We start from the raw sequence: 25,082 nt of genomic DNA on the forward strand, positions 1-25,082 counted from the left end.
GGGGACTGTCATGAGCGGGCTCCCGCAGGGCGTGGAGCGGGGCGTGGAGTGGAGTGCGGAGCGGCCCACCGTCTGGCCGCCGCGCGCCGGGGGCCGGACAGGACCGCGGGGAGGCGGCGGACCTCCGCGAGGGCGGTGGGCAGGTCGCGTACGCCGCCGAGGTGGTCGAGGTGGGGGAGCAGGGCGGCCATGGCGCGCGTGACCGGGCTGTATGCGGGGGAGCACGCCAGCGGCGACCACCAGACGAGCCGGTGGCCCAGCCGGGACAGGCGGGCGGTCGCGCGGACCATGGGGACGTGGTCGCCGCGTTCGAGCCCGTCGGACAGCACGATCACCAGCGCGCCCCTCGCGAGCGCCACGAACCGTGGAACGTCCAGGAACTCCTGCAGCGCCGCCCCGATCGCGGTGCCGCCGTCGGCGTCCGTGACCCGCTCGGACACCGCGCGCAGCGCCCGGCCCGTGTGGGGGTGCGACAGGGCGGAGGTGATCCTGGTGAGCCGGGTGCCGAAGGTGAAGACCTCGGTGCGGGCCGGTGCCGCGCGCAGTGCCGTGTGCGCCAGGCGGAGCAGGTCGGGGGTGTGCCGCCGCAGCGAGCCCGAGACGTCGACCAGGACGAGCAGGCGGCGCGGGCGCGGCGGCCGGGCACGCCGGCGCAGCTCGATGATCTCCCCGTCGTGGCGGTGCGCCCGCCGCCAGGCGTGCCGCACGTCCAGCCGGTCGCCGGTCCGCGCCGGGCGCCGCCGCCTCGACGGGGTCGAGGGCAGCACGGCGGGCCAGGCGGCCTCCAGGGCCCGGGTGACCGAACGCCACCGGTCGCCGGCCGCGTCGAAGTCCCGCCTGCCGTACGTGCTGAGCGTGCTGGCCTCGACGCCGTCGCCGGGCAGCGCCTCTTGCGGGGCGGGGTCGTCCTCGCCGGGTCCCTGGGGGGAGGGGACGTCGCTCTCCCCGGCGGGCGGCGGCAGGGCGTCCGCGAGGCCGCCCTGCCGGAACCACGCGGTGAAGACCCGGTCGAACGCGGCGAGCTCCTCGATGTCGTGCAGCAGGGTGATCCGGGCGTACCAGTACAGGGCGGTCAGGTCGCGCGGCGGCGACTCGCCGACGACCCGCAGCAGGTCGGCCTGTTTCGGCAGCGCGGTGGTCACGCCCGCGGCGCGCAGTGCGGACAGGAACCCCCACACGTGACCGGCCGCGAGGTCGGCGGGCTCACTGTCGCCGGACGGCTCTCCCGTGGGGGTGGTGGGTTCGGGGTCGCCGGACGGTTCTCCCGCGAGAGCGGGGGGCTCAGGCATCGCCGAACAGCTCCTCCGCGTGCCCGACGAGCAGCCGGGTGTCCTCCTCGTCCTTGATGAGCAGGCCGAGGGCGCGGCGCAGCGCCACGGGCCAGGGGCTGCCGCCCTCGGCCAGGGCCACCGCGCCCCTGGCCCACTCCACCGACTCGGCGATGCCGGGCCGTTTGAGCAGCGGCAGCCCGCGTACCCGCTGGACGGCGCGTACCAGCCCCTCAGCGGCCCGCTCCTCCAGGCCGGGGACGGCCGCGCGCAGGATCGCCCGCTCGCGGTCGACCTCGGGGAAGGCGATCCAGTGGTAGAGGCATCGCCGTTTGAGGGCGTCGTGCAGCTCGCGGGTCCGGTTGGAGGTGAGCACCACGACCGGCGGCGTGCGCGCCCGGATGGTGCCCAGTTCCGGGACGGTGATCTGGAAGTCGCCCAGGAACTCCAGCAGGAACGCCTCGAACTCGCTGTCGGCGCGGTCGATCTCGTCGATCAGCAGGACCGCGCCGCGGTCGGCCTCCAGGGTGCGCAGCAGCGGCCGCCGCAGCAGGAACTCCTCGCGGTAGAGGTCGCCGACCTCCTGGCCGCGGCTCTCGGCCACCCGGACCTGCAGGAGCTGCTTGGGGTAGTCCCACTCGTACAGCGCCTGGCCGGAGTCCAGCCCCTCGAAGCACTGGAGCCGGATGAGCTCCCGGCCCACGACGCGCGAGAGCACCCGGGCGACCTCGGTCTTCCCCACGCCCGGTTCCCCCTCGAGCAGCAGCGGCCGGCCCAGCCGCAGCGCCAGGTGGACGGCGGTGCAGAGGCCCTCGTCGGCGAAGTACCCCTCCCGTTCGAGCGCCGCGGCGAGCGCGCGCTCGTCCAGGAGGCGGCCCACCGAAGCACCCCCACCGGCCCCCGTACCGGCCCCAGGCACAGCCCCACCGGCCCCCGGCACACCTCCGTCGGCCACCGAGGAGGTTGCGCGGGCCGCGGAGGAGTTTCCGCGGGCCGCGGAGGAGGCCCGGCCGGGCGTCGAGGGTTCGCCGGGCGCCGAGAAGGACCCGCCGGGCGCCGGGGGGAACCCGCCGGGCACCGGGGAACCCCCGACAGGCGTCACAGTTGCGCGTGCTCGGTCGTGAGCAGGTGGATCCGCTGGGTGGTGTGCGCGGCGGCGTCGGCCGCGGCGGCCTTGCCGTGCTCGGAGCCGAACGCGGCGACGCGGGCGTCCTCGTCGTCGAAGTAGAGCTCGTTCACCGAGTCGAACGGAGCGTCGTCGCCGTTGCTGACGCTCACCGTGTACTTGCGCAGCCCGGGAAGCTTCTTGGCGAACTCGACGTGGTCCTCCACGACCCACTTCGCGAACTCCTCGTGGGACAGGTTCTCCGCGCGCTTGAGCAGCGAGACGACTTTCAGCATGGGTATCGGTTCCTCCGGATCGGATGGGTTTTTCAGGCGTTCCCGCGCGAGGACACCTCGCGCGGGGTGTCCCGCGCGAGGGCGTCCAGCCCGCGCAGGACGCGTTCGGGGGTGAAGGGCATCGCCGTGATGCGCACGCCGCAGGCGTCGAAGATGGCGTTGGCGATGGCCGGGATCGGCGCGTTGGCGGTCATCTCGCCGATGCCCTTGGCGCCGTAGGGGCCGTTGCCCGCCGGGCGCTCCAGGAACAGGCTGTGCTGTACGGGAATGTCGGCCGGCCCCGGCATGAGGTAGTCGGCGAAGTCGACCGGCCCGTGGTCGCGCCGGGGGTAGTAGGGCTCGGTGGTCTCGAACAGGGCGTGCGACATGCCCATCCAGGCCCCGCCCTCGACCTGCTGGGTCGCCATCGCCGGGTTGAGCGCCCGGCCGATCTCGTAGGCGTTGTACAGCTCCAGCACCTCGACCGTCCCGGTCTCGTCGTCCACCTCGACGACGGCGACCGTGCACGCGTGCGCCTGGCAGGAGTCGGGGTCCATCTCCCCCGTCTCGGGCACCGGCACGCTCGGCTCCTTGAGGAAGATACCGCGCCCGGAGATCGTGCGGCCGTGCTTGAAGTGCGCGGCCAGGGCGAGGTCGGTGATGTGGATGCTCGGCTGGTCCGAGCCCTTGAGCTTGATGACGCCGGTGCCGTCGGTCTCCAGGTCCCCGGCGTCGACCTCCAGCTCCTCGGCGGCGACCTCCAGCATCACGGCGCGCGCCTCGGCCGCCGCCATGATGACGGCGTTGCCGACGCGGTGGGTGCCCCGGCTGGCGAAGGTCCCCATGCAGTGCGGGCCGGTGTCGGTGTCGGCGGTGTTGACCAGGACGTTCTCCATCGGCAGGCCGAGCGTCTCGGCGGCGCACTGGGCGGCGATCGTCTTGATGCCCTGGCCGAGGTCCACCGAGGACAGCGTGATCACGAACGTGCCCGTGGTCGTGGCGTGGATCAGCGCCTGCGAGGGGTCGCCGCCGAGGTTCATGCCGGTCGGGTAGTTCACCGACGCGTATCCGCGCCCGCGTAGCCTGGCCATGGCCTACAGCCCCTCTCGTGTCGTCGACGACATCCGGCGGTACGCCTCGGGCAGCTCGTGCCCGGACATCTCCGCGGCCTTCTGGATCACTTCGACCAGCGCGGTGCCCTCGGCGACCTTGCGGTGGGCCTTGAGGTCCCCGTCGCGGTAGGCGTTGATGAGGCGCAGCTGCAGCGGGTCCATGGACAGGGCCCTGGCGACCCGGTCCATCTGCGACTCCAGCGCGAAGTCGCCGATGGTCACGCCGAACCCGCGCATCGCGCTGGACGGCGTGCGGTTGGTGAACACGCAGTGGCAGTCGGCCCACACGTTCGGGATCGAGTACGGCCCCGGCAGGTGGGCGGCGGCCTTGGTGGTGCCGTACGGGGTGTGCCGGGCGTAGGCGCCGGAGTCGACGTACAGCGTGACCTTGCGGCCGATGATCCGGCCGTCGTCCATCACGGCGTCCTTGATGTAGATGCGCTCGGCCGCGCGCGGCGAGGAGACCTGCATCTCCTCGTACCTGCTGTAGACGAACTTGACCGGGCGGTCGGTCACCATGGCGGCCACGCACGCGACCGGCTCGACGACGACGTCGACCTTGCCGCCGAAGCCCCCGCCGACCGTCCCGCCGACGACGCGCAGCTTGTTGAACGGGGTCTGGAGGATCAGCGCGGTGTTGTCGAGGGTGAAGAAGCACGCCTGGGTGTCGGAGTGGATGCGCAGCCGTCCGTCGGCCTGCGGGACCACCACGCAGCCGGTGGTCTCGGTGGGGGCCTGCTCGATCGGCGCGGACTCGTAGCGCCACTCGAAGACGTGGTCGGCCTGCCCGAACGCCTGCTCCACGTCGCCGAACCGGATCCGCCGGCAGTGGTGTCCCTCGTAGGTGAAGAAGTTGCGGCCGTGGTACTCGTTGACCAGCGGCGCCCCCTCCGCCAGGGCCTCCTCGACGTCGAAGACCGCCGGCAGGTCCTCGTAGTCGACCCTGATCCTGGCCGCGCCCTCCAGGGCCGCCGCCTCGGACTCGGCGACCACCGCGCAGATCGGCTCGCCGAGGTAGCGGACCTTGTCCACGGCCAGGATCGGCTCGTCGTCCGGCCCGACGCCGATCAGCTTGAGCGGGGTGTAGATGTTGTTCGGGATGTCCGCGTGGGTGAGGATCCGCGTGACGCCCGGCACCTCCAGGGCGCCTGTCAGGTCGACGCTCCTGATCCTGGCGTGGTGGCGGGCCGAGCGGTGCATCTTCAGGTGCAGCATCCCCCGGGGGGCGACGTCCTCGAAGAACTCGGTCCTGCCGGTGACGTGCCCCAGCGCGTCGGAGCGCTGGACGACCGAGCCGATGACGGTGAAGTCGTCCTCGCGCTCGGCGGCGAAGGAGCCCTTGTCGATGGGGGCGAGCCGGTAGGTCATCGCGACACCGTTCCTTCCACGGGCTCCTCCACTGGCTGTCCCTGCTCCGCGCTCTCCCCGCGCCTGCGCCTGGCCGCGTCCAGGATGGCGATCATGATGGGCTGGTAGCCGGTGCACCGGCAGACGTTGCCCGAGATCGCCTCGGCCACCTCCTCCCTGGTCGGGTCGGGGTTGCGGTCCAGCAGGGCCTCGGCGACCATGATCATGCCTGCCGTGCAGAACCCGCACTGGGTGGCGAAGTTGTCGACGAAGGCGCTCTGCACCTCGTCGAGGTCCCCGCCGGCGGCCACTCCCTCGAGCGTGCGGACCGAGCAGCCCGAGACCGTTTCCACGGCGACCAGGCACGCCGTCACGGGCCGGTCGTCGACCAGCACGGTGCAGGTGCCGCAGCTGCCCTGCGCGCAGCCGCGCTTGGCCGCGGTGAGCCCCAGCGAGTCGCGCAGGGTCGCCAGGAGGGTGGTCCCCGGTCTGGCGATGAACTCCCGGGGTTCGCCGTTGACGACGAGCGAGACGATCTGTGACGACATTGTCCGGCCCTTTCTGGGGGGTGGGCGGGTGGACGGGCGCTTCCGGGGGTGCGGGTGGACCGCGTCTCCGAGGGGTGGATCGGCGTTTCCGAGGCGCGTCTCCGAGGGGCGGATCTCCGAGGGGTGGATCGGCGTTTCCGAGGGGTGGGCCGGTGGACGGGAGGACGGCGGGCACGTGACAGGTGCCGCGGGACCGCTAGCCGGTGAAGGCCCGGCGCAGGTGCACGGGCAGGACCCGCGCCCGGTACCACGCGCTGGCGTAGGCGTCGTCGAAGGGCGCGGTGTCGGAGCGGGCGGCCTCCCCGGCCTCGGTCAGGACGTCGGGGCTCAGCGGACGGCCCGCCAGCAGCCGCTCGGCCGACACCGCGCGCACCGGGCGCGGGGCGACGCCGCCGAGGGCGATCCTGGTCGAGGTCACCACGCCGTCCTCGGTGCGCGTCACGGAGGCGACGGTCACGATGGACGCCGAGTTCAGCCTGCGGCGCATCGCCTTGTGGTAGTACCAGGTTCCCGGTTCCGGCAGGGCGACCACCACCGCCGTGACGAACTCGCCCGCGGCGACCCCCGAGGCGAGCACGTCGGCCACCGGGGCGTCGCGCCGCCCGCCGGGGCCCGCGATCTCGCACAGCGCGTCGAGGGCGAGCAGGCAGACCGCCAGGTCGCCGTACGGCTGCGCGACGAACAGGTTGCCGCCCACGGTCGCCAGGTTGCGGATCGTGGGGGAGGCGATGGTGCGCACCGCCGGGCGCAGGAAGCCGAGCCCGGGATGCTCCTCGACGGAGGACAGGGGAGCGGCCGCGCCGATCCTGGCGACGCCGTCCCGGACCTCGATCCCCGCCAGCCCGGCCCTTCGCAGGCTGATCAGCTCGCTCCCGGTCGCGGCGCCGCCGCTGACCAGCGGCATCACGACGGTGCCGCCGCCCATGATCTGGCCGCCTCTCGCCGAGTGGGCCGCCACGGCCTCGGCGGACTCTGGCACGTGGACCGCCTGGATCATCATGTCCGGACCCCCTGCGTTACGAGCGGGTTAAATATCGATAATTGATTATCGGAACCGTAGGCTGAGGCTCGTCCCTGAGTCAAGGGGAGGTCAAGAGGAGATCGATGAACGAGAATCGACACTCGGTAGGATGCGCTCCATGACCGAGGAGATGACGGGGGAGCCCTCCATGCTGCCGCGGCTGACGCTGTCGCGGCAGATCCGCGACTCGCTGGTCAGCCGGATCGTCTCCGGCCAGTTCAGGCCCGGTGAGCGACTGGTGGAGACGCGTCTCGCGGCGACGTACGGCACGAGCCAGGCACCCGTCCGCGAGGCATTGCGCGAGCTGGAGGTCATGCGGCTGGTGGAGACCCAGCCGCGAAGGGGCACCTTCGTGCGTCCCTTCGTCCACGAGACGCTCAGGGAGAGCTACGTCGTGCGGGCCGCGCTGGAGGAGACGGCCATCCGGCTCGCCCTGCTCGCCGGGACCGTCCCGCTGGAGGCGCTCGGATCGGACGTGGCGGCGATGCGGGCCGCGGCCGCCGGGCGCGACGGTGAGGCGTCCATGCGGGCGAGCGTGTCCTTCCACCGGCGCATCGTCGAGGCCGCTCGCAACGAGCTGCTCAGGCTCTCCTGGGAGGGGCTGCAGATCGAGGCGCGCACCTCGGTCACGATGCTCGCGACCGGCGTTGACCTCCACGACATCGCCCGCGACCACGCCGAGCTGCTGGCGGTGATCGAGCGCGGCGACCTGGAGACGGCCTGCAAGCACGCCCGCGACCACCAGTGGCACTACGCCGACCTCCCGCACGACGCCCACGGCAGGATCCGCGACACCGCCGCCGGCTGAACACCGGCTGGATCCAGGCTGAATCGCCGCGTATCCGGAGGAATCGCGGTTGGAACCCGATCACCGGGGTAGCCGGGCTTGGCTGTCGTCATCACCGGCCGGAACGGCGGGTGCCCGATCCTTGTGAGGGGCCGGCGCCCGCCGCGGCACGGACGGCGGGATCGTGCGCGGCGCGGGAGCCCGCACGACCTCACCGCCCCGGCCGGGATGCGAGAAACGCGGATACGGTTCGAGGAAAGGTGAGATCGTGACGAGCAACTCTGGACAGACCGGTTCCGAGGCGGCGACGGCCGCGGCCAGGACGCTGGCCGACCCCAACGCGACCGACGAGGAGAAGTCCGCTGCCGCGAGCGCGCTGTCGCAGGCCCCGGAGAGCCACGGGGAGACCGGCGCCGAGGCGGCGTCGGCCTCGTCCAGGACGCTGTCGGACCCGGAGCAGGGCGACGAGGAGAAGTCCGCCGCCGCGAGCGCGCTGTCGCAGACGCCGGAGAACAACGGCGACAGGTGACGATCGCGGCTGCCCGGAGGCCGCCTCCGGGCAGCCCGCCGTCCGGGCGTCAAGAGGCCGGCCGGGCTCACCTCCGGGCGGCCTCACCGGGGCTCACCAAGCCTCACCAGAGCTCGCCTCCGGGCGGCCTCACGCCTCACGAGGGGCTCACCAGAGCTCACAAGGACTCACCGGAGCTCACAAGAGATCGCGAGGGCTCACCAGGGCTCACGAGGTGCCGCCGGGCGGGGCGTCACATCGCCCACCGCCGGAACCCGCCCTCGGAATTGATCACCTGGCCGGTGATCCAGGCACCGTCGTCGGAGGCGAGCCAGCGGACCAGCCGGGCGACGTCCTCGGGTTTCCCCCACCGGCCCGCGGGCAGCGCGCGGCCCACCTCGAGGGTGATGTCGGGGGTGGCCCAGCCGGTGTCGACCGGTCCGGGATTGATCGCGTTCACGGTGATGCCCCGGTCGGCGAGGGCGTCGGCGAGGCTGAGCGTCATCTGGTGGATCGCGCCCTTGCTGATGGCGTACGGCAGCTCCTGGCTCATCGGGGCGAGATGCTGTCCCGAGGTGAACAGGATCACCCGCCCGCCGGGCCGCCGGTCGTCGTGCCGGGCGGCGAAGGCCTGTGTCAGCAGTACGCTCCCGCGGGCGTTCACCGCCCAGGAGAGGTCGAGCTCGTCCGCGGTGATCTCGTCGAGCGTTCCCAGGGCGCTGCGGGCGTGGTTGGCCACCACCACGTCGACGTGCCCGAAGGACCGCGCCGCCAGCTCGATGACCGACGCCGGTGTCTCCGAGTCGGCGAAGTCGGCCTCCACGTGCCGCAGGCGCTCGCCCACCCCGCCGAGTTCCTCGAGGACCCCCGCCATCCCGGCGGGGTCGACGCCCCACGGCTGACCGGCGTCGTGCGGCGTCCACGAGTGCACCAGCACGCTCGCCCCCTCGGCGAGCAACTCGCGGGCGATCGCGAAACCGATCCCGGCCCGTCTGCTCACCCCGGTCACCACAGCGACGCGCCCCGCCAGCGATTTCCGGCCGGGGCCGTCGTTCGTCTCGATCGTCATGGTCCGATCCTGCCGGAGGGGGCGGCGCGTTCGCGATCGGCTTTCGCGAGCGCGCCGCCCCCTCCGTGACGGACGAGCGGCCGTGGCCTGCCCGCTCACCATGCCGTGGCCTGCTCGCTCCGTCTGGCACGCTGGTCGGGTGATTGAGGAGTTCGAGGCGGAGCGGTCGAAGATGTTCGGCCTGGCGTACCGGATGCTCGGGTCGGCCAGCGAGGCCGAGGACGTCGTCCAGGACGCCTACCTGCGCTGGAGCGGCGCCGAGCGTGAGAACATCGTCTCGCCGGGGGCCTGGCTGGCCAAGGTCGTCACCAACCTCTGCCTCAACCGGCTCTCCGCCGCCCGCACCACCCGCGAGCGCTACGTCGGCTTCTGGCTCCCCGAGCCCGCGCCGACCGGCGCGCTCGGCCCGCTGGAGAGCGCCGAGCGGCGCGACGCGGTGTCCATGGCCTTCATGCTCCTGCTGGAGCGGCTCACCCCGGCGGAGCGGGCCGTGTTCGTGCTGCGCGAGGCCTTCTCGTACGGGTACCGCGAGATCGCCGACGTGCTCGACCTGTCCGAGGCCAACTGCCGCCAGCTGTACGGCAGGGCCCGGCGCAGGGTCGGCGAGGCTCCGAGGTTCGACGCCCCCGGCGAGCAGCGGCGAAGGATCGTGGAACGTTTCCTGACGGCTGCCGCGAGCGGCGACCTGGCCGGGCTGGAGCGGCTGCTCGCCGACGACGTGGTCACCTGGTCCGACGGCGGGGGCAAGGTGAACGCCGCGCTGCGGCCGGTCACGGGCCGCGAGCGGGTCGTCCGCTACCTCGCCGGGGCCGCCGCCAAGTTCGGGCAGGGCGTGGAATTCGGCCATGCCGACATCAACGGCCAGGAGGGGATCCTCGCCCGGCGTGAGGGGGAGATCATCACGGTCTTCGTGATCGAGATCTCCGGCGGCATGATCGTCGGGGTGCGCGCAGTGCTCAATCCGGAGAAGCTGTCACATCTGCAGGAGCTCACCGGTTCTTAGGGGTATGACGGAAAACATCCTTGTCACCGGCGGTACGGGCACTCTCGGCCGCCACGTCGTGGACCGGCTCGCCGCGGCCGGTCACCCCGCCCGCGTGCTGAGCCGCACGCGCGAGCCCTACATCGGGGACCTGAGGACGGGGGCGGGGCTCGGCGCCGCCCTCGACGGGGTCGGCACGGTCGTCCACCTCGCCAGCGACCCGCGCGACTCCTCGGCGGACGTCGAGGGAACCCGGCGGCTGATCGCCGCGGCGCCCGCGGGCACCCACCTGGTCTACATCTCCATCGTCGGCGTCGACCGGCACCCGTACTCGTACTACCGGCGCAAGTACGAGGCCGAGAGGATCGTCGAGAACTCGGGGCTGCCGTACACCATCCTGCGCGCGACGCAGTTCCACAACCTGGTCCTGTTCGCGCTGGAGGCACTGGCGAAGGCGCCGGTCCTGCTCGTTCCCGCCGGGACGAGCCTCCAGCCGGTGGAGATCGAGGAGGTCGCGGAGCGGCTGGTGGAGCTGGCGCTGGGCGCGCCCGCCGGGAGGGTGCCCGACATGGGCGGCCCCGAGATCGTGAGCGTCGCCGAGCTCGCGCGGACCTATCTGCGCGTCACCGGCCGGCGCAAGCCCGTCGTGCCGTTGCTCCTGCCGGGCCGGGTGGCCGCCGCCTTCCGGCGGGACGCGCACCTCGCGCCGGACCACCCCGACGGGCGCGGGACGTTCGCTGACTTCGTGGCGACGGCCCCGGGCCGGAGCGGGTACGGGACACGGGCGCGGCGGTGACCGGGGCGGTCCCCGCCGCGCGGGACCGCGACCCGTTGTGCGCGGTGCCGCGCCGGGCCACGGCCCGTGCCGGCTCCGGTCCTCACGAGGGAGACCTCCCGGGCCGGTGACGCCGGGGCCGCTCCGCCCGCAGGGGGATCAGGTGGCCCGCGTGCCCGTCCGGGCGGCGATGTGATCGGGAGGGGCGATCCCGGCCGGAAGCAGGGGGTCGGGCACCGGGGCGAGCCAGGTGGTGGCCAGAGGCAGCCGGCCCGCCCAGAGCCCCAGCTCCGCGTCGGGCCCCTCTCCGTCCTCGGGCGGTCCGGAACTCATTTTGACCGACGCCTCGGCCAGGGAGATCGCGAGGATCGTCGTCGCGGCGAGTTCCTTGCGGCTGGGCCGCCTGGCGTAGTCCCACTGGCCGGGGGCGGCACGCTCGGTCAGGATCCGCAGCGCGGCCAGCTTCTCCTCGCCCTCCAGGGAGCGGGGCACGCCGTAGACCATGGCGGAGCGGTAGTTGACGCCGTGCTCGAAGACCGACCTGGCCAGGATGAGGCCGTCCACGTGGGTGACCGTCACGCAGACCGTGCCCGTACCCGGGCCCGCCACGTCCCCCGGTTCGTCCGGGCCGGCGGCCGTCGCGGCCCCGGGCTCGTCCGGGCCGGTCAGGCTCCTGCTGGCCACCGAGCCGTGCACGTAGAGGTGGTCGGCGTCGAAGCCGTAGACCGTGGGGACCACCATGGGCACACCACCTGAGATCACTCCCAGGTGGCAGACGAATCCGGCGCCCAGCACCTCGTACAGGGCGGCGCGGTCGGTGCGGCCCTTCTCCCGCAGGCGCCGGTGCCGGGTGCGCTCGGTTGCGGACAATTCGCTCATGAGGCGATATTCAATCAGGTGACCTCGGAGTTCGGGTGTCCCACGGTTCGTGCGTCCCGTCGGACGGATCGCCGGGAAGCCGGGTGGATCGCCGGGAGGCCGGGCGGGCCGCAGGGAAACGGATCCGCGGCGAGCCCGCGGCCGGAACGGTGGCGGAACGGCGGCCCGAACGGAGAAAGACCCGCCGTGGCGGGTCTTTCGCGAGGAGGGCCGGACGGGGTCAGGCGGCGGATGTGGGACCGCTGGTCCGTGGAAAGCGGAGGACGTTGCGGCCCGTGTAGGCGCTGAGGTCGACGACCTTGGTGTCACCGGCCACCCCGCGGCGTGTCGCGGAACGAATGTCCCTGATCTTGAGCCGTGCGACATATGGTGGCACGACCACAAGTCTCTTCATTGAGCCCCCCGGCGTGATGGTTCCGTTATATGAAATATCTACAGATCGCCGCATAAGACTGCCGTAAAGGCCAGGTCGGCAGGGGACCAGGTCAGTAGGGGAGCGGGCGCCCCGAGGGGGAGCGCAGGTCCAGGCCCGAGGCGAGGTCGGGACGGCGCGGACGCCGCCGCCGGATGATCTGGGTGCGTCGCCGCATGATCTTCCCCTTTTCCGGGTTCGCCGTGGTCCGCGTCCTATGACACCGGTTCGCCGGACGCTCGCGCGCCTGGCTCGCACGGTTGCCCGTGCGAGCCAAACCTAGTCCGCCCCGCCCCTCCCGATCAACCGTTTTGGCTACGCAGGGTTCCCGCGACCATGCGGGTGGTGACGGCGATCCGGTTCCACGCGTTGATCGTCGAGATCGTCACGACCAGTGCGGCCAGCACCTCCGGCTCGTAGTGTTTGGCGGCCTCGTCCCACACCTCGTCCGGCACCGTCTCGCCGCGGTCGCTGAGCCGGGTGGCCTCCTCGGCCAGGGCGAGGGCCGCCCGCTCGGCGTCGTCGAAGAAGGGCGTCTCCCGCCAGGCCGCCACCGCGAACAGCCGCTCGTCGCTCTCCCCGGACGCCTTCGCGTCGTGGGAGTGCATGTCGACGCAGAAGCCGCAGCCGTTGATCTGGCTGACCCGCAGCTTGACCAGTTCCTTCGTGGCGTGCGGCAGCCCGCTGTCGGCCAGGTACTTCTCCAGCCGCAGCATGGCCCGGTAGGCCTCGGGGGCGAGCTCGCTGACGTTCATCCGCTCTTTCATCGAACACTCCTCAGTTTCTCGGGGTTCCTCACGATGTCGATCTCGGTGATGCGGCCCTCGGAGACGGCCAGCCCGTAGACGGAGAGCCCGTCGTTCCGCGCCCACAGCAGTCCGGCCCGGCCGTTGACCGTGGTCACCGTCAGCCTCCCTGTGCCGCCGAACTTCCCGGCGAGGCCGCGTATGAAGCGGCCCACCCGGTCGGCGCCGCGGACCGGCCTGCGGGCCGCGCCGACCACCCCGCCGCCGTCGCTGCGCATCACCACGTCCGGATCGAGCAGTGCCATCAGCGCGCCGATGTCGCCGTCCCCGCCCCGGATGATCCGCGCGAACGCCTCGACCACCCTGCGGTGCTCGGTCTCGTCGACCTCGAAACGGGGTGCCCGCGCCGCGACGTGCCCGCGGGCGCGGGCCGCGAGCTGCCGGCACGCGGCGGCGGAGCGCCCGACCGCGCGCGCCACCTCCCCGAACGGCAGCCCGAACACGTCGTGCAGGACGAAGGAGGTGCGCTCGGCGGGGCTGAGCGACTCCAGCACCACCAGCATCGCCAGGCTCATCGACTCGTCCAGGGTCACCCGGTCGGCGGGGTCGCCCCCGCCCACCACGGGCTCCGGCAGCCACGGCCCGACGTATTCCTCGCGCCGTACGCGCGCCGAACGCAGCACGTCCAGCGCGAGTCTCGATACTGTGACCACCAGCCAGCCCGTGACGTCCCCGATCTCCGAACGCTCCGCCCTGCCCAGCCGCAACCAGGCATCCTGGACCACGTCCTCGGCCTCGTCGACGCTGCCGAGCAGGGCGTAGGCCACGCCGACCAGGCGTGGCCGGATGGCCTCGAACTCAGCGGCGAGGGCTTCGTCACCGTTCACGTAAGGAGGACGAGACATGTTCCAAGTCTGTGACATCGCCCGAACCTCACCGTCCTCCGGGGCGTCCCATCCACCGGCGAACGGAGTGTGAGTTGAGTACGGCACTTATCGACGGTGATCCGCAGAGGCTGGGCGGCTACTGGCTGGCCGGGCGGCTGGGCGCGGGCGGCCAGGGCGTGGTCTACGAGGCGTACGACGCCGAGGGCACGCGCGTCGCGGTGAAGGTCCTGCACGGTGACGCCGGGACCGACCCCGAGCTGCGCGAGCGGTTCGGCCGCGAGGCCGCCGCCGCCCGCCGGGTGGCCTCGTTCTGCACGGCGGGCGTGCTGGACGCCGACCTCGACGGGCCCAGGCCCTACATCGTCAGCGAGTACGTGGAGGGCCCCAGCCTGCGCCGGGCCGTCGCGGAGGGGCGCCGCTTCACCGGAGGCGACCTGCACCGCCTCGCGACCGCGATCGCCACCGCGCTGACCGCCGTCCACGAGGCCGGGGTGATCCACCGCGACCTCAAACCCGACAACGTCCTGCTGGGCCCGGACGGCCCACGGGTGATCGACTTCGGTGTCGCCCGTACGGAGGACATGTCGCTGACCGCGACCGGCATGGTCGCGGGCACCCCGACCTACATGGCCCCCGAGATCTTCATGGGCCGGCGCGCGACCGCGGCCGTCGACGTCTTCGCCTGGGGCGGGATCATGGTCTTCGCCGCGACGGGCGCCGACCCGTTCCGTGCCGAGAGCCTGGGCGGGATCATGCACCGCGTGCTGTCGGTACAGCCCCAGCTGGACATGCTCCCCGAGCACCTGCGGCCGTTCGTCGCCGCCTCGCTCGCCAAGGACCCCGAGTCCAGGCCCACCGCCAGGGACCTGCTGCTCGCCCTGGTCAGCGGCGACGGGGCCCTCAACACCTCCGACACCCCGGGACTGCTCGCGGCCGGCAGCGACGCCGGGGCCCAGGTCAGGGTGGCCTCGGCCGATCCCGCGCTCGGCACCCTCGCCGAGGACGCCTACGTCGCGCTCGGCCCCGCCGAGCGGGAGCTGGCCCCGGAGATCTTCCTGCGGCTGGTCACCGTGACCGACGACGACCAGCTGGTCGTCCGCCGGGCGCAGTGGGCCGAGCTCCTCGACGGGCGCGGGGAGGGCGAGGCCGCCGCGGTACGGCGCCTGGTGGAGGTCTTCGCGTACCTGCTCACCCACGACGACCGGGAGGTGTGGCTGTCACGGCCCGCGCTGCCGCAGGCCTGGCCCAGGCTGCGCGCGTGGGTCCAGGCCAACCGGGACGGCCTGGCCGTGCACCGGGGCATCCTCACCGCCGCGCGGCGCTGGCAGCTCCAGGGGCGCAGGGACGGGGACCTGTTCCAGGGCGGCAGCCTGGAGAACGCCATGCGCTGGGCGGCCACCGGGCGCCGCAACATCACGCTCAGCCCGGTCGAGCGCGACTTCCTGGAGGCGGGCGCCGCCCTCGCCCGGCGCCGTGTCCGCAGGGGCCGGATGCTCTCCGGCACGCTGGCCGTGCTGCTGGTCGTCGCGCTGGCCGCGGGGGCGTTCGCCGTGCAGCAGAGCAGGGTGGCCGACGCGCGCAGCGCCGTCATCGCCTCCCAGCGCGACCAGGCGACGGCCGCCAGGCTCGCCGCGACGGCCGACACGCTGCGGATCGCCGAACCGGTCAGGGCCATGCTGCTCAGCGTGGCCGCCTGGCGGCTGGCGCCGGTGACCGAGGCGAGGGCGAGCCTGGCCGGTTCGCTGGCCCAGCGGGAGACGGCCGCCTTCCACGACCCGGCCACCGGGATACAGACCCTCAGGGCGCTGAGCGCCGACGGGCGCACCCTCGTCAGCGCGAGCGACGGCGAGGCGCGCGTCTGGGACGTGCGGACCGGCAGGCGCACCGGCGGCTTCACCGGGATCGGCGGCGAGCTGCGCGGGATCGCGCTGAGCCCGGGAGGCGGAAGGCTCGCCGTGATCAGCGGCCTGAGGCTGAGGATCTGGGACGTGCGGACCGGCAGGCCGACCGGCGCCGTCATGGAGGTCCAGGGCCGGAGCGCGGGCGGCGACACCACCGCGTCCTTCGGGCGGTCGGACGACTGGCTCATGGTCGGTCAGGGAGAGGGGTTCACCGTCTGGAACGTCGTGACCGGCCAGAAGCACTCCCCGGTCGGAGGAGCCGTCGGCGGCGACGTCTCGGCGGACGGGCGCGGGTTCGCGACCGGGACCATCAACGGTGAGGCGGTGGGCTTCACCCTGGAGGACCTGCGCAGGATCCCGCTGGGGGACCGCTGCGGCCTCTGTGTGCCGAGGACGGCCTACAGTCCCGACGGCGCGACCATCGCCGTCGGCAGGGGCAAGGACGTCGAGCTGCGTGACGCGTTCACCGGGGCGAAGCTGGACGTCTCCTTCGACGAGGGCATGACCGAGGACCTCGTCTTCAGCCCCGACGGGCGCTTTCTCGCCTCGGCGGTCGACACGGCCCTGCGGCTCTGGCGGGTCGAGGACGGCAGGCTGCTGCTCACCCAGCGGATCGACGCGTTCGAGCCGGTCGTGGCCTTCGACCCGGACGGGCGCACCCTGCGCTACCTCACGGAGGACGCGGTGACGAGCCTCGACGTCTCCGCGCTGACCAGGCCCGTCACGCTGAAGGGCCCGGGTACCCGCTGGGCGGCCCTCAGCCCCGGCGGTCGGCTGCTCGCCTCCAGGGCGGACGGGGCGAGCGAGATCGTGATCCGCGACGCCGGGCGGCGCGTCCGCCTGGGCTCGCTGGACATCGGGCCCAAGGGCGCCGACAACCTCTTCCGGATGGCCTTCAGCGCCGACGGCGGGCGGCTGGTGGCCAACGAGGGCTCGGACGGCCCCCGGCTGACCGTCTGGGACACCTCCACCTTCAAGCGGATCGCCACCGTCACCCTCACCCGCCGCGGCCAGGTGCCCGCCGTGGCGATCAGCCCCGACGGCACCGCCGTGGCCTCGTACACCCTGTACTACGACGCTCAGACGAAGCCCGAAGGGGAGATCCACCTCTGGGACGTGCCCAGCGGGCGGCTCCGCTGGTCACGACCCCAGGAGATGACCGACGGGCTGACGTTCACCCCGGACGGCGGGGCGCTCGCGGTCGCGGGCGGTGAGCACCGGCTGCTGGACGCCGGCACCGGCGAGCCGTTCGGCGAGACCTACGGCTCGCCGACCCTCGGCATCCCGGCGATCGCGCTCGCCTTCGACGAGGACGGTGCCCGCTTCGCCGTCGCCGACCAGAAAGGGCGGGTCTCGGTGTTCGAGACCCGGGGCAGGAAGCGGGTGGGCAGCATGATCCGGGGCGAGGAGGGAACGGGGGCAGGCCTGACGTACTCGCCCCGTGGCGACCTCATCGCCGCGGCGGTGACCGAGCGGTCGGTGGGGATCTGGGACGTCGGGACCGGGCGCCGCCTCGGCCAGCCGATCGTCGCCCAGCCCGGAGATCTCCAGGCGCTGGCGTTCAGCCCCGACGGCGCCCGGCTCGTCGCCGTGGACGGGGCGGGCACCCTGAGCGAGTACCCGGTCGAGCCGGAGGCGGTGGCGCGGGCGGTCTGCGAGCGCGCGGGCCGCACCCTGTCGCGCGCGGAATGGCGCACCTACCTGGAGGACCTGCCCTACCGCGACGTCTGCCCTGCTTGAGCAGCTCATCCCGGGGTGACGCCACGGTGCCCTCCCGGCGGGAGCGGCACCTCCGGCCCCCGCCGCGACCGGGCCGGTGGCGCCCGAACTCGTTGACCGTCTTCATGATCATCTCGATGCGGGTTTTGGACTTACTTGGGGGAGACCCTGCCCTGTGTCACCTCGGCACGGGGAATCCATGACCGGAGGGATTTTCTGCCGGGCCGTCACAGGTCGTGGGGCTGTCCTGTCTTAGCTGGTGACCGGGTGGCGAGAGACGCCTTCGGGGGACAGGAAGGGTTGTCATGAAGATCGTGGTAATCGGCGGTACCGGCCTGATCGGGTCGAAGCTCGTGGCGAAGCTCGGCGAGCACGGCCACGAGGCGGTGGCGGCGTCGCCCGACACCGGCGTCAACACCCTCACCGGCGAAGGGCTCGCCGACGTCCTGACCGGCGCGGACGTGGTGATCGACGTGTCGAACTCCCCGTCCTTCGAGGCCGCCGCGGTCCTGGAGTTCTTCGAGACCTCCACCCGGAACCTGCTCGCCGCGGAGGAGGCGGCGGGCGTCGGCCACCACGTCGCGCTGTCGGTGGTGGGAACCGAGCGGCTGCCCCAGAGCGGCTACTTCCGGGCGAAGATCGCCCAGGAGAAACTGATCGAGAACTCCCCGATCCCCTACTCCATCGTGCACGCCACCCAGTTCTTCGAGTTCACCCGCGGCATCGCCGACGCGGCCACCGACGGCGGCACGGTCCGGATCGCACCGGTGTCCTACCAGCCCATCGCGGGCGACGACGTCGCCCGGGCGGTCGGCAGGGTCGCGGTGGGCCCGCCGGTGAACGGGAGGGTCGAGATCGCCGGGCCCGAGAGGTTCCGGATGGACGGGTTCTTCCTGGACGCCCTGGCCGGCTGGGGCGATCCGCGCGAGGTAGTCGCGGATCCGCACGCGCGCTACTTCGGAGCCGAACTGACCGAGGGGTCCCTGGTGCCGGAGGGCGATGACGCGATCCTCGGCGAGATCCGGTACGAGGACTGGCCGGGCCGGACCGCCACCGGAAAGTAGCGCGTCCCCGCCGGGCACCGGCCCGGCTCCATCACCCATTCTTCACGGAGGTACTTCCCATGCCGGACAACGATTCGACACCCGCCGGGCGCGAGCCGCGATCGACCGTGTGGCAGACGGCGCTCACCGTGCTGCAGGAGGCGGAACCGCCGTTCATCCCGGAGGGGGCGCACGCGATGACCGTGGTCATCGCGTACCCGCCCGGCGACCCCGGCACACCGCCGCACCGGCACTCCGGCCCGGCGTTCGGCTACGTGCTGGAAGGCGAGATGCTGTTCGAGCTGGAGGGCGAGCCCGAGCGCGTCGTCCGGGCCGGAGAGGTGTTCTGGGAGCCGGGCGGCGACGTCATCCACTACCAGGACGGCAACAACCGCGACGACGTCCCGGTCCGTTTCACCGTCACGATGCTGTGCGAACCCGGCAAGCCGATGCTCACCCTGGTGGACGAGGAAGAACTCGCCCGGCGCGCGGACCGCCGTGCCCCCCGGCGATCCTGACCACGGACGGACCCCTGCCGCGGTGCCGCCGCGACCGGCCCGCGCGGCCCGGCCGGGCGGACGTCCCCACAAGACACCCATGGAGGAAAGATGAGCACCCCCACCGGCGAGGACGACTTCCTGTACGAGTTCGAGGCGGAGGTCAGGGAGGAACTCGTCCTGGCCGAGACGAGCCACCCGGAGGAGCCCTTCGACCTGCCGGTCACCGAGTGGCTGTTCGATCCGGCCGACGCCGAGCGCGACGAAGTCGGCCTGCGCGGGATCCTCGGCGCGGTCGAGGCGCTGGAAGGCGACTCCCGTCCCGACCGTCGCCTCACGGACGGACGTACCTGAGGAGAGGCGCGCGGGCCGACCGGAACCGGGAACGCCGGGTTCTCCTCGAGAGCCCGGGTGATCCGTTGTTCGTCCTCGTCAAGGGAAACATTTTTTCCGCGTATCGCATCAAACACCGCATGAGAGTGGCGCGGGAGTTGATCGTGGGCGATCCCTGGCGGCTGGGCGGCTACCGTCTCGCCGGGCGGCTGGGGGCGGGCGCCCTGGGCGTGGTCTACGAGGGGTACGGCCGGGGCGGGGAACGGGTCGCGGTGACGGTCCTGCACGGCCGCCCGGGGGGTGACGCGCCCGCCGAGGCCGCCGCCGCCCGCCGCGTCGCCTCCTCCTGCACGGCGGGCGTGCTGGACGCCGACCTCGACGGGCCCAGGCCGTACATCGTCAGCCGGTACGTGGAGGGCCCCAGCCTGCGCCGGGCCGGGCGGGTCTTCGGCGGCGACGACCTGCGCGGCCTCGCGGCCGCGGTCGCCACCGCGCTGACCGCCCTCCACGACGCCGGGGTGGTCCACCGCGACCTCACGCCCGACAACGTGATCCTCGGCGGGGACGGTCCCCGGGTCATCGGATTCGGGACGGCCCCCGGGCGGGTGACGTCGCTGACCGCCACCGGGCTCAGGACGCGGGTGCCGTCGTACACGGCGCCCGAGGTGTTCACCGGCGGCGCGGCGGGCCCGGCCTCCGACGTGTTCGCCTGGGGCGGGATCGTGCTGTACGCCGCCACCGGCGAGGACCCGTTCGCGGCGGGCAGCCTGGGCGCGGTGATGCACCGGATCCTCTCGCTCGACCCGGACCTGGGCCCGCTGCCCCGGTTCCTGCGGCCGCTGGCCGCCGCCGCGCTCGCCAAGGACCCCCGCGGCAGGCCGGCCGCCCGCGACCTGCTGATCGCCCTGCTCTCCGGGAGCGTCTCCGGGAGCGCCCCGGACCCCGGGACGGCCGCGCCGCGGGCGGGGACCGATCCCGGGACGGCCGCGCTGCTGCGGGCGGGGACCGAGGTGGCGGCCGGGGTCCGTACGGCCTGCGACGACCCCGGGCTGGGGGCGCTGGCCGAGTCCGCGTACGCCGCGCTCGGCCCGGCGGACCGGGAGCGCGCGCCCGCGGTGTTCCTGAGGCTCGTCGCCATCGCCCCCGACGGGCAGCCGGTCGCCCGCGAGGCCAGGGTGCCCGCCGGATCCGAGCGCGTCCTGCGCGGCTTCGCGGGGCTGGTCGCGCACCGGGGGAAGGAGGCGAGTCTGGTCCACCAGGCGCTTCCGTACGCCTGGCCGAGGCTGGGGGAGTGGATCGAGGCCGACCGCGCCCGCCTCGTGGCCCGGGAGAGGTTCGCCCGGCTGGTTCCCCCGCTGCCGGTCGCGCTGGTGGTGCTGGCGCTGCTGGCCGCCGGGATGATCGTGGCGGGCCGGATTGTCTGACCTGCGAATACCTGGGTACGACTTTCCCTGGAGATGCCGATGGTTTTCGGGGGGAAACATGGCGAGCTGTGAAACATGCGGTAACGACTACGACATGAGCTTCGAGGTGCACGCCCAGGGCAAGGTGCACGTCTTCGACAGCTTCGAGTGCGCGATCCAGCAGATGGCGCCCATCTGCGAGCACTGCGGGGTCCGGATCGTCGGGCACGGCGTCGCGGCGGGGCGGCGCTGGTTCTGCTGCGCCCACTGCGCGAGGAAGGAGGGGGCGACCGCGATCGTGGACCGGGTCGGCGCGGAGGTGTGAGGTGCCGGAGTCGCGTCGCGGCCCGGGCCGCGACGCGGTGACGGCGCCCGGCGCCGTCCGGGCACCGGTGACGTCGAGCTCACCCGACGGCGTGAGGCGGTGTTAACGAGACCGGCACGATCTGGTATTGCGTGAGTCTGGCTGAGATCGCCTCCTGCCTTCACACTGGGGCCTATGTGGGATTTTGATGTCCTCGTTCTCGGTTCCGGGCCAGGCGGGCAGAAGGCCGCGATCGCCGCGGCGAAACTCGAACGGCGCGTCGCGCTCGTCGAGCGGCGCAACATGCTCGGCGGGGTGTGCATCAACACCGGCACCATCCCCTCCAAGACGCTGCGCGAGGCCGTCCTGCACCTGACGGGCCTCAACCAGCGCGGCATGTACGGCCAGAGCTACCGGGTGAAGGACGAGATCACCGCGGCCGACCTGGGGATCCGCACCCAGCACGTGATCGGCCGGGAGATCGACGTGATCCGCAGCCAGCTGTCGCGCAACCACGTGGCGACGCTCAACGGCCACGGCCACTTCGTGGACCCGCACACGATCGGCGTCGTCGACGAGCACGGCCACGAGACCAAGGTCACCGCCGACAAGATCGTCATCGCCACCGGGACCCGGCCGGCCCGCCCCGACACCGTGGAGTTCGACGGCCACACGATCATCGACTCGGACGGCATCCTGCAGTTGCAGGACATCCCCGACTCGATGGTGGTCGTGGGGGCCGGGGTGATCGGCATCGAGTACGCCTCCATGTTCGCCGCGCTGGGCACCAAGGTGACCGTGGTCGAGCGCCGCGACCGGATGCTCGACTTCTGCGACCTGGAGATCGTCGAGGCGCTCAAGTACCACCTGCGCGACCTGGCGGTGACCTTCCGCTTCGGCGAGACCGTCGCCGCCGTGGAGCGCCGCCCGCGGGGCGCGCTGACCGTGCTGGAGAGCGGCAAGCGGATCCCCGCCGAGACGGTGATGTACTCGGCCGGACGCCACGGCATGACCGACGAGCTCGCCCTGGAGGCCGCGGAGCTGTCCGCCGACGCCCGGGGCCGCATCCAGGTCGACGAGCACTACCGCACCGCCGTGCCGCACATCTACGCCGTCGGCGACGTCATCGGTTTCCCCTCCCTGGCCGCCACCTCCATGGAGCAGGGCCGCATCGCCGCCCACCACGCCTGCGGCGAACCGCTGCGCGGCATCCACCACCTGCAGCCGATCGGCATCTACACCATCCCCGAGATCAGCTTCATCGGTCCCACCGAGGACGAGCTGACCGCCTCCCACGTCCCCTTCGAGGTCGGCATCTCCCGCTACCGCGAGCTGGCCCGGGGCCAGATCATCGGCGACACCTACGGCATGCTGAAGCTCCTGGTCTCCCCGGACACCCGCGCCCTGCTCGGCGTGCACGTCTTCGGCACCGGCGCCACCGAACTCCTGCACATCGGCCAGGCCGTCATGGGGTGCGGCGGCACCATCGACTATCTGGTCGACGCCGTCTTCAACTACCCCACCCTGGCCGAGTCCTACAAGGTCGCCGCCCTGGACGCCATGAACAAACTCCGGCGGGTGGCCCGCTTCGAGCTCTGACCCCTTGCCGGGCGGCTCTGCCGGGGCCGGGGGCGTTCACGGGCGCAGGAGGTAATCCCCGGCGAGCCGGACGGCCTCGTTCTTGGTGTGCCCGGGGTGGTCCACGAGGATGAAGTGGCGGCCGATCGCGAGCGCGAACGCCAGGGTGCTGCGCGCCTCGATCTCGTCGGGGTCGGTGACGAACGTGCCGAACATCCTCCGCAGGAACTCCATGCGCTCGTTGTCGACACGCCGCAGGCGCGTCGCGACGGACTGGTCCTGACGGGCCCAGGCCCGGACCGCGAGATCGATCCGGTGGAAGTCCTCCGAGAAGGTCAGGTGACCGGCGCGCCGGATCTTCTCGGCGGCGTCGCCGCCGGCGGCGTCGACCTGGGCGAGGACCTCCTTGGTGCAGCGGCGTTCCCACTCGTCGAGCATCTCCGCGAGCAGCGCGGGACGGCCGTCGAAATATCCGTAGAACCCCCCCTTCGTCACGCCGAGTTCGGCGGCGAGCGTCTCGACGCGGACCGCGTCGGGCCCGCCCTGGGCGAGGGCTTCGAGGCCTGCCTCTATCCAGCGGGTTCGTGGTGTACGGGCCACGGCGGGAATCCGGCTCCATCCATTGATCGCGTTGAAATTGTACGGTACCGTATAAAAGAAATATACGGCACCGTATAAGCGAAGGGCCGAACCGTGCCGCGACTCGCAGAGACCACCCATACCGAGCGCCCATGGCGCGTCCACGAACTCACGAGTGACTTCACGGTCGAGGACGTGTGGTCGTTCCGCACTCCCGGGGCCGGGCCCGACGACTTCCCGGTGATGCTCGCGGCGTTGCGAGCCGCGCTCGGATCCACGAGGCAACCCCGGCCGGCGAGGTTCCTGTTCGCCGTCCGGTGGAAGCTCGGCGCGCTCCTCGGCTGGGACGAGCCGTCGGCGGGTGTCGGCGGGCGGGTCGCCTCGCTCCGCGACCGTCTGCCCGCCGACCTCCGCGACGCTCCGCGCGGCCTGGACGACAGGAGGATGCCCCTCAAGCCGGTCTACGAGCTCGACACGGAGGCCGCGCGCGAGCTGGCGAACAAGACCGTGCACGGCGTGATGCATCTCGGCTGGGTTCAGGGAGCGAGCGGCGACCACGAGCTGCGGATGGCCGTCCTCGTCAAGCCCAACGGATGGTTCGGGCGGCTCTACATGGCCGCCATCGCGCCTTTCCGGTATCTCATCGTCTATCCGGCTCTGACCCGGCAGTGGGAACAGGCCTGGCGCGACCGCGATCGTGCCCGCGCGGGGGCGGGGCACGAGGAAGGACGGTCACGATGAGGTCCGGGAGGCGACTGCTCCGCTGGGCGAGCGGGATCATGCTCGTGCTGGGAGCGGGGCATCTGTCCCTGGCGGTGCTCATCGCCAGGGAGGGCGTCGCGGGCTGGGTGGACCGGGGGATGTGGGCGGCCGTCCCGCTCGTGCTCACGGACGGGGGCGCCGGCAAGACGGTGGAGTCCCTTCAGAACGATGTCACCTTCTGGGCCGGCCCGGGAAGCTTCGCCGTGCCCCTCGTTCTCCTGGGTTGCCTGACATGGCATCTGGCCGGACGCGGGGTGGCCGTGCCGGCCGGGATCGGCTGGGGCCTCGCGGTGTGGTGCGCGCTGGGCGGCGTCCTTCTCGTGCCGTCCCCGTTCTTCGCCGGGACCGTCGCCGGGGCGCTCGTCATCCTGGCGGCGCGGAGGGAGAACCGGCCCGTCACCCGGGCGACAGGGCGAGAACCCTCTCCCCGATCGGCGTAGAGATCGCCTCCTCGCCGGACCGCCCGACCCCGGCCGGGTCCTGCCAGGTTGCCGTGCACGAACTCCGCGGGGCGGCCCGCTTCGAACCCCGATCCGTTCACGGGCCGGCCGATTCGCCGTCCATGTCAGGAGCTCGGTGATCAAGTGGCCGGGACGATGCTCACATGCGGCGGACCTGAACTGATCTTTGTGGTGGAATATGGCGAATGGAGAGAGCGCGGCAGTTGGTGGGCGAGATGCTGATCTACTGCTTCGTGATCGTCCTGCTCACCGGCGGCTTCCTGGCGTTCTTCTACACGCCCAGCAGCGAGACCGTGTACTACGACGGCAGCTACACGCCGCTGCACGGTGTTCCCATGAGCGCCGCCTACAGGTCGGCGCTGGAGATCGGCTTCGAGGTGCGCGGCGGCCTGCTCATGCGGCAGGCGCATCACACCTCCTCGATCCTGCTCGTTTCGGGAGCCGTCGTCTGGACCCTGCTCGGCGGGTTCCGGTACGTGTTCGCGCTGCTGGGACTGGGCCTGGCCATGCTCGCCGGGCTCTCCGGCTACGGGGCCGTCGACGACCTGCTGTCCGGGACCTTCCTGGGACGGCTGTCCACCCCCTGGTGGTACGGCCTGCACCTGCTGACGGCGCTGGGCATGGGCACCGTACTGGTGATCTCCTCGCGGCGAGAGGCCGCCCGGCACCCCAGAACACCGCAATTCGTGGCGCTGAGCTTCGGCCTCACTGTTCTGGTGATCTTCTTTCTCTGACGCTCACCGGTGCCGTGGGGCCGGACGATGGGCGGGCTGCTCCACCG

27 protein-coding genes are annotated in these 25,082 nt (G+C 72.6%); 14 read left to right on the plus strand and 13 right to left on the minus strand.

Annotation, left to right across the window (positions count from 1 at the left end; all coding sequences use genetic code 11):
* Positions 1–8 precede the first annotated feature (8 nt).
* From AB0G15_RS13075 to AB0G15_RS13105, 7 genes are all read right to left on the minus strand, one after another.
* The gene (locus AB0G15_RS13075; protein WP_362838332.1) at positions 9–1,289 is read right to left on the minus strand and encodes a VWA domain-containing protein; all 1,281 of its coding nucleotides are present in this window, start codon (positions 1,287–1,289) and stop codon (positions 9–11) included.
* A complete protein-coding gene (locus AB0G15_RS13080) occupies positions 1,282–2,148 on the minus strand; it encodes a MoxR family ATPase (protein ID WP_362838335.1) in 867 nt (288 codons plus the stop codon). The genes AB0G15_RS13075 and AB0G15_RS13080 overlap by 8 nt, the downstream gene beginning before the upstream one ends.
* Positions 2,149–2,366: 218 nt before the next feature.
* Complete coding sequence (locus tag AB0G15_RS13085; RefSeq protein WP_362838338.1) at positions 2,367–2,669, minus strand: EthD family reductase; 303 nt, start codon at positions 2,667–2,669, stop codon at positions 2,367–2,369.
* A 32-nt stretch (positions 2,670–2,701) separates the two neighbouring features.
* On the minus strand, positions 2,702–3,739 hold the full coding sequence (locus tag AB0G15_RS13090; RefSeq protein WP_362838341.1) for a molybdopterin cofactor-binding domain-containing protein: 1,038 nt from the start codon (positions 3,737–3,739) through the stop codon (positions 2,702–2,704).
* Between the two features lie 3 nt (positions 3,740–3,742).
* On the minus strand, positions 3,743–5,128 hold the full coding sequence (locus AB0G15_RS13095; protein ID WP_362838344.1) for a molybdopterin cofactor-binding domain-containing protein: 1,386 nt from the start codon (positions 5,126–5,128) through the stop codon (positions 3,743–3,745).
* Positions 5,125–5,655, minus strand: coding sequence for a (2Fe-2S)-binding protein (locus AB0G15_RS13100; protein WP_362838347.1), 531 nt, complete (start codon positions 5,653–5,655; stop codon positions 5,125–5,127). The genes AB0G15_RS13095 and AB0G15_RS13100 overlap by 4 nt, the downstream gene beginning before the upstream one ends.
* Positions 5,656–5,851: 196 nt before the next feature.
* Positions 5,852–6,655, minus strand: a complete 804-nt coding sequence (locus AB0G15_RS13105) for an FAD binding domain-containing protein (protein ID WP_362682105.1) — start codon at positions 6,653–6,655, stop codon at positions 5,852–5,854.
* Positions 6,656–6,794: 139 nt separating this feature from the next.
* On the opposite strand from AB0G15_RS13105, the gene AB0G15_RS13110 reads away from it, so the two are divergent.
* Both AB0G15_RS13110 and AB0G15_RS13115 read left to right on the plus strand, forming a co-directional pair.
* Entirely contained in the window at positions 6,795–7,484 is a 690-nt protein-coding gene (locus AB0G15_RS13110) for a GntR family transcriptional regulator (RefSeq protein ID WP_362838350.1), read from the plus strand.
* A 247-nt stretch (positions 7,485–7,731) separates the two neighbouring features.
* Positions 7,732–7,992 (plus strand): hypothetical protein, encoded by a 261-nt coding sequence (locus AB0G15_RS13115; protein ID WP_362682099.1) that lies wholly within the window; start codon positions 7,732–7,734, stop codon positions 7,990–7,992.
* A gap of 232 nt (positions 7,993–8,224) precedes the next feature.
* Here AB0G15_RS13115 and AB0G15_RS13120 read toward each other — a convergent pair whose 3' ends face one another.
* On the minus strand, positions 8,225–9,040 hold the full coding sequence (locus AB0G15_RS13120; protein WP_362838353.1) for an SDR family oxidoreductase: 816 nt from the start codon (positions 9,038–9,040) through the stop codon (positions 8,225–8,227).
* A gap of 139 nt (positions 9,041–9,179) precedes the next feature.
* Here AB0G15_RS13120 and AB0G15_RS13125 point away from each other — a divergent pair, with 139 nt between their 5' ends.
* Positions 9,180–10,043 carry an RNA polymerase sigma-70 factor gene (locus AB0G15_RS13125; RefSeq protein WP_362838356.1) on the plus strand — a complete coding sequence of 288 codons (864 nt, stop codon included), beginning with the start codon at positions 9,180–9,182 and terminating at the stop codon, positions 10,041–10,043.
* Positions 10,044–10,047: 4 nt separating this feature from the next.
* On the plus strand, positions 10,048–10,818 hold the full coding sequence (locus AB0G15_RS13130) for an SDR family oxidoreductase (protein WP_362838358.1): 771 nt from the start codon (positions 10,048–10,050) through the stop codon (positions 10,816–10,818).
* A 138-nt stretch (positions 10,819–10,956) separates the two neighbouring features.
* Here AB0G15_RS13130 and AB0G15_RS13135 read toward each other — a convergent pair whose 3' ends face one another.
* The 4 genes from AB0G15_RS13135 to sigJ form a co-directional block, all read right to left on the minus strand.
* Complete coding sequence (locus tag AB0G15_RS13135; protein WP_362838361.1) at positions 10,957–11,676, minus strand: pyridoxamine 5'-phosphate oxidase family protein; 720 nt, start codon at positions 11,674–11,676, stop codon at positions 10,957–10,959.
* A gap of 220 nt (positions 11,677–11,896) precedes the next feature.
* Positions 11,897–12,052: a hypothetical protein gene (locus AB0G15_RS13140; RefSeq protein WP_362682086.1), complete on the minus strand. Its 156-nt coding sequence runs from the start codon at positions 12,050–12,052 to the stop codon at positions 11,897–11,899.
* 338 nt (positions 12,053–12,390) lie between these two features.
* Positions 12,391–12,855 (minus strand): carboxymuconolactone decarboxylase family protein, encoded by a 465-nt coding sequence (locus AB0G15_RS13145; RefSeq protein WP_362838364.1) that lies wholly within the window; start codon positions 12,853–12,855, stop codon positions 12,391–12,393.
* Positions 12,852–13,739 (minus strand): RNA polymerase sigma factor SigJ, encoded by an 888-nt coding sequence (sigJ, locus tag AB0G15_RS13150; protein ID WP_362838367.1) that lies wholly within the window; start codon positions 13,737–13,739, stop codon positions 12,852–12,854. The genes AB0G15_RS13145 and sigJ overlap by 4 nt, the downstream gene beginning before the upstream one ends.
* Before the next feature lie 74 nt (positions 13,740–13,813).
* Here sigJ and AB0G15_RS13155 point away from each other — a divergent pair, with 74 nt between their 5' ends.
* From AB0G15_RS13155 to sthA, 7 genes are all read left to right on the plus strand, one after another.
* On the plus strand, positions 13,814–17,362 hold the full coding sequence (locus tag AB0G15_RS13155) for a serine/threonine-protein kinase (RefSeq protein WP_362838370.1): 3,549 nt from the start codon (positions 13,814–13,816) through the stop codon (positions 17,360–17,362).
* A gap of 284 nt (positions 17,363–17,646) precedes the next feature.
* Positions 17,647–18,405, plus strand: coding sequence for an SDR family oxidoreductase (locus AB0G15_RS13160; RefSeq protein ID WP_362838373.1), 759 nt, complete (start codon positions 17,647–17,649; stop codon positions 18,403–18,405).
* A 59-nt stretch (positions 18,406–18,464) separates the two neighbouring features.
* Positions 18,465–18,902, plus strand: a complete 438-nt coding sequence (locus tag AB0G15_RS13165; protein ID WP_362682072.1) for a cupin domain-containing protein — start codon at positions 18,465–18,467, stop codon at positions 18,900–18,902.
* 90 nt (positions 18,903–18,992) lie between these two features.
* On the plus strand, positions 18,993–19,235 hold the full coding sequence (locus tag AB0G15_RS13170) for a hypothetical protein (RefSeq protein ID WP_362838375.1): 243 nt from the start codon (positions 18,993–18,995) through the stop codon (positions 19,233–19,235).
* Between the two features lie 119 nt (positions 19,236–19,354).
* Positions 19,355–20,638: a protein kinase gene (locus AB0G15_RS13175; protein WP_362838378.1), complete on the plus strand. Its 1,284-nt coding sequence runs from the start codon at positions 19,355–19,357 to the stop codon at positions 20,636–20,638.
* Between the two features lie 58 nt (positions 20,639–20,696).
* Complete coding sequence (locus AB0G15_RS13180; RefSeq protein ID WP_362682063.1) at positions 20,697–20,942, plus strand: hypothetical protein; 246 nt, start codon at positions 20,697–20,699, stop codon at positions 20,940–20,942.
* Positions 20,943–21,116: 174 nt separating this feature from the next.
* Entirely contained in the window at positions 21,117–22,520 is a 1,404-nt protein-coding gene (sthA, locus tag AB0G15_RS13185) for a Si-specific NAD(P)(+) transhydrogenase (RefSeq protein WP_362838380.1), read from the plus strand.
* Positions 22,521–22,556: 36 nt separating this feature from the next.
* Here the strand turns inward: sthA and AB0G15_RS13190 are convergent, their stop codons facing one another.
* Positions 22,557–23,099: a TetR/AcrR family transcriptional regulator gene (locus AB0G15_RS13190; RefSeq protein ID WP_362838383.1), complete on the minus strand. Its 543-nt coding sequence runs from the start codon at positions 23,097–23,099 to the stop codon at positions 22,557–22,559.
* Positions 23,100–23,192: 93 nt separating this feature from the next.
* Between AB0G15_RS13190 and AB0G15_RS13195 the strand changes: the two genes are divergently transcribed.
* From AB0G15_RS13195 to AB0G15_RS13205, 3 genes are all read left to right on the plus strand, one after another.
* Entirely contained in the window at positions 23,193–23,819 is a 627-nt protein-coding gene (locus AB0G15_RS13195; RefSeq protein ID WP_362838386.1) for a DUF2867 domain-containing protein, read from the plus strand.
* Positions 23,816–24,280, plus strand: a complete 465-nt coding sequence (locus tag AB0G15_RS13200; RefSeq protein ID WP_362838389.1) for a hypothetical protein — start codon at positions 23,816–23,818, stop codon at positions 24,278–24,280. Before AB0G15_RS13195 ends, AB0G15_RS13200 begins: the two co-directional genes overlap by 4 nt.
* Positions 24,281–24,486: 206 nt before the next feature.
* A complete protein-coding gene (locus AB0G15_RS13205) occupies positions 24,487–25,035 on the plus strand; it encodes a hypothetical protein (protein WP_362838390.1) in 549 nt (182 codons plus the stop codon).
* Positions 25,036–25,082 lie beyond the last annotated feature (47 nt).

It is taken from the genome of Streptosporangium sp. NPDC023825 (assembly GCF_040639575.1).
GTDB lineage: Bacteria > Actinomycetota > Actinomycetes > Streptosporangiales > Streptosporangiaceae > Streptosporangium.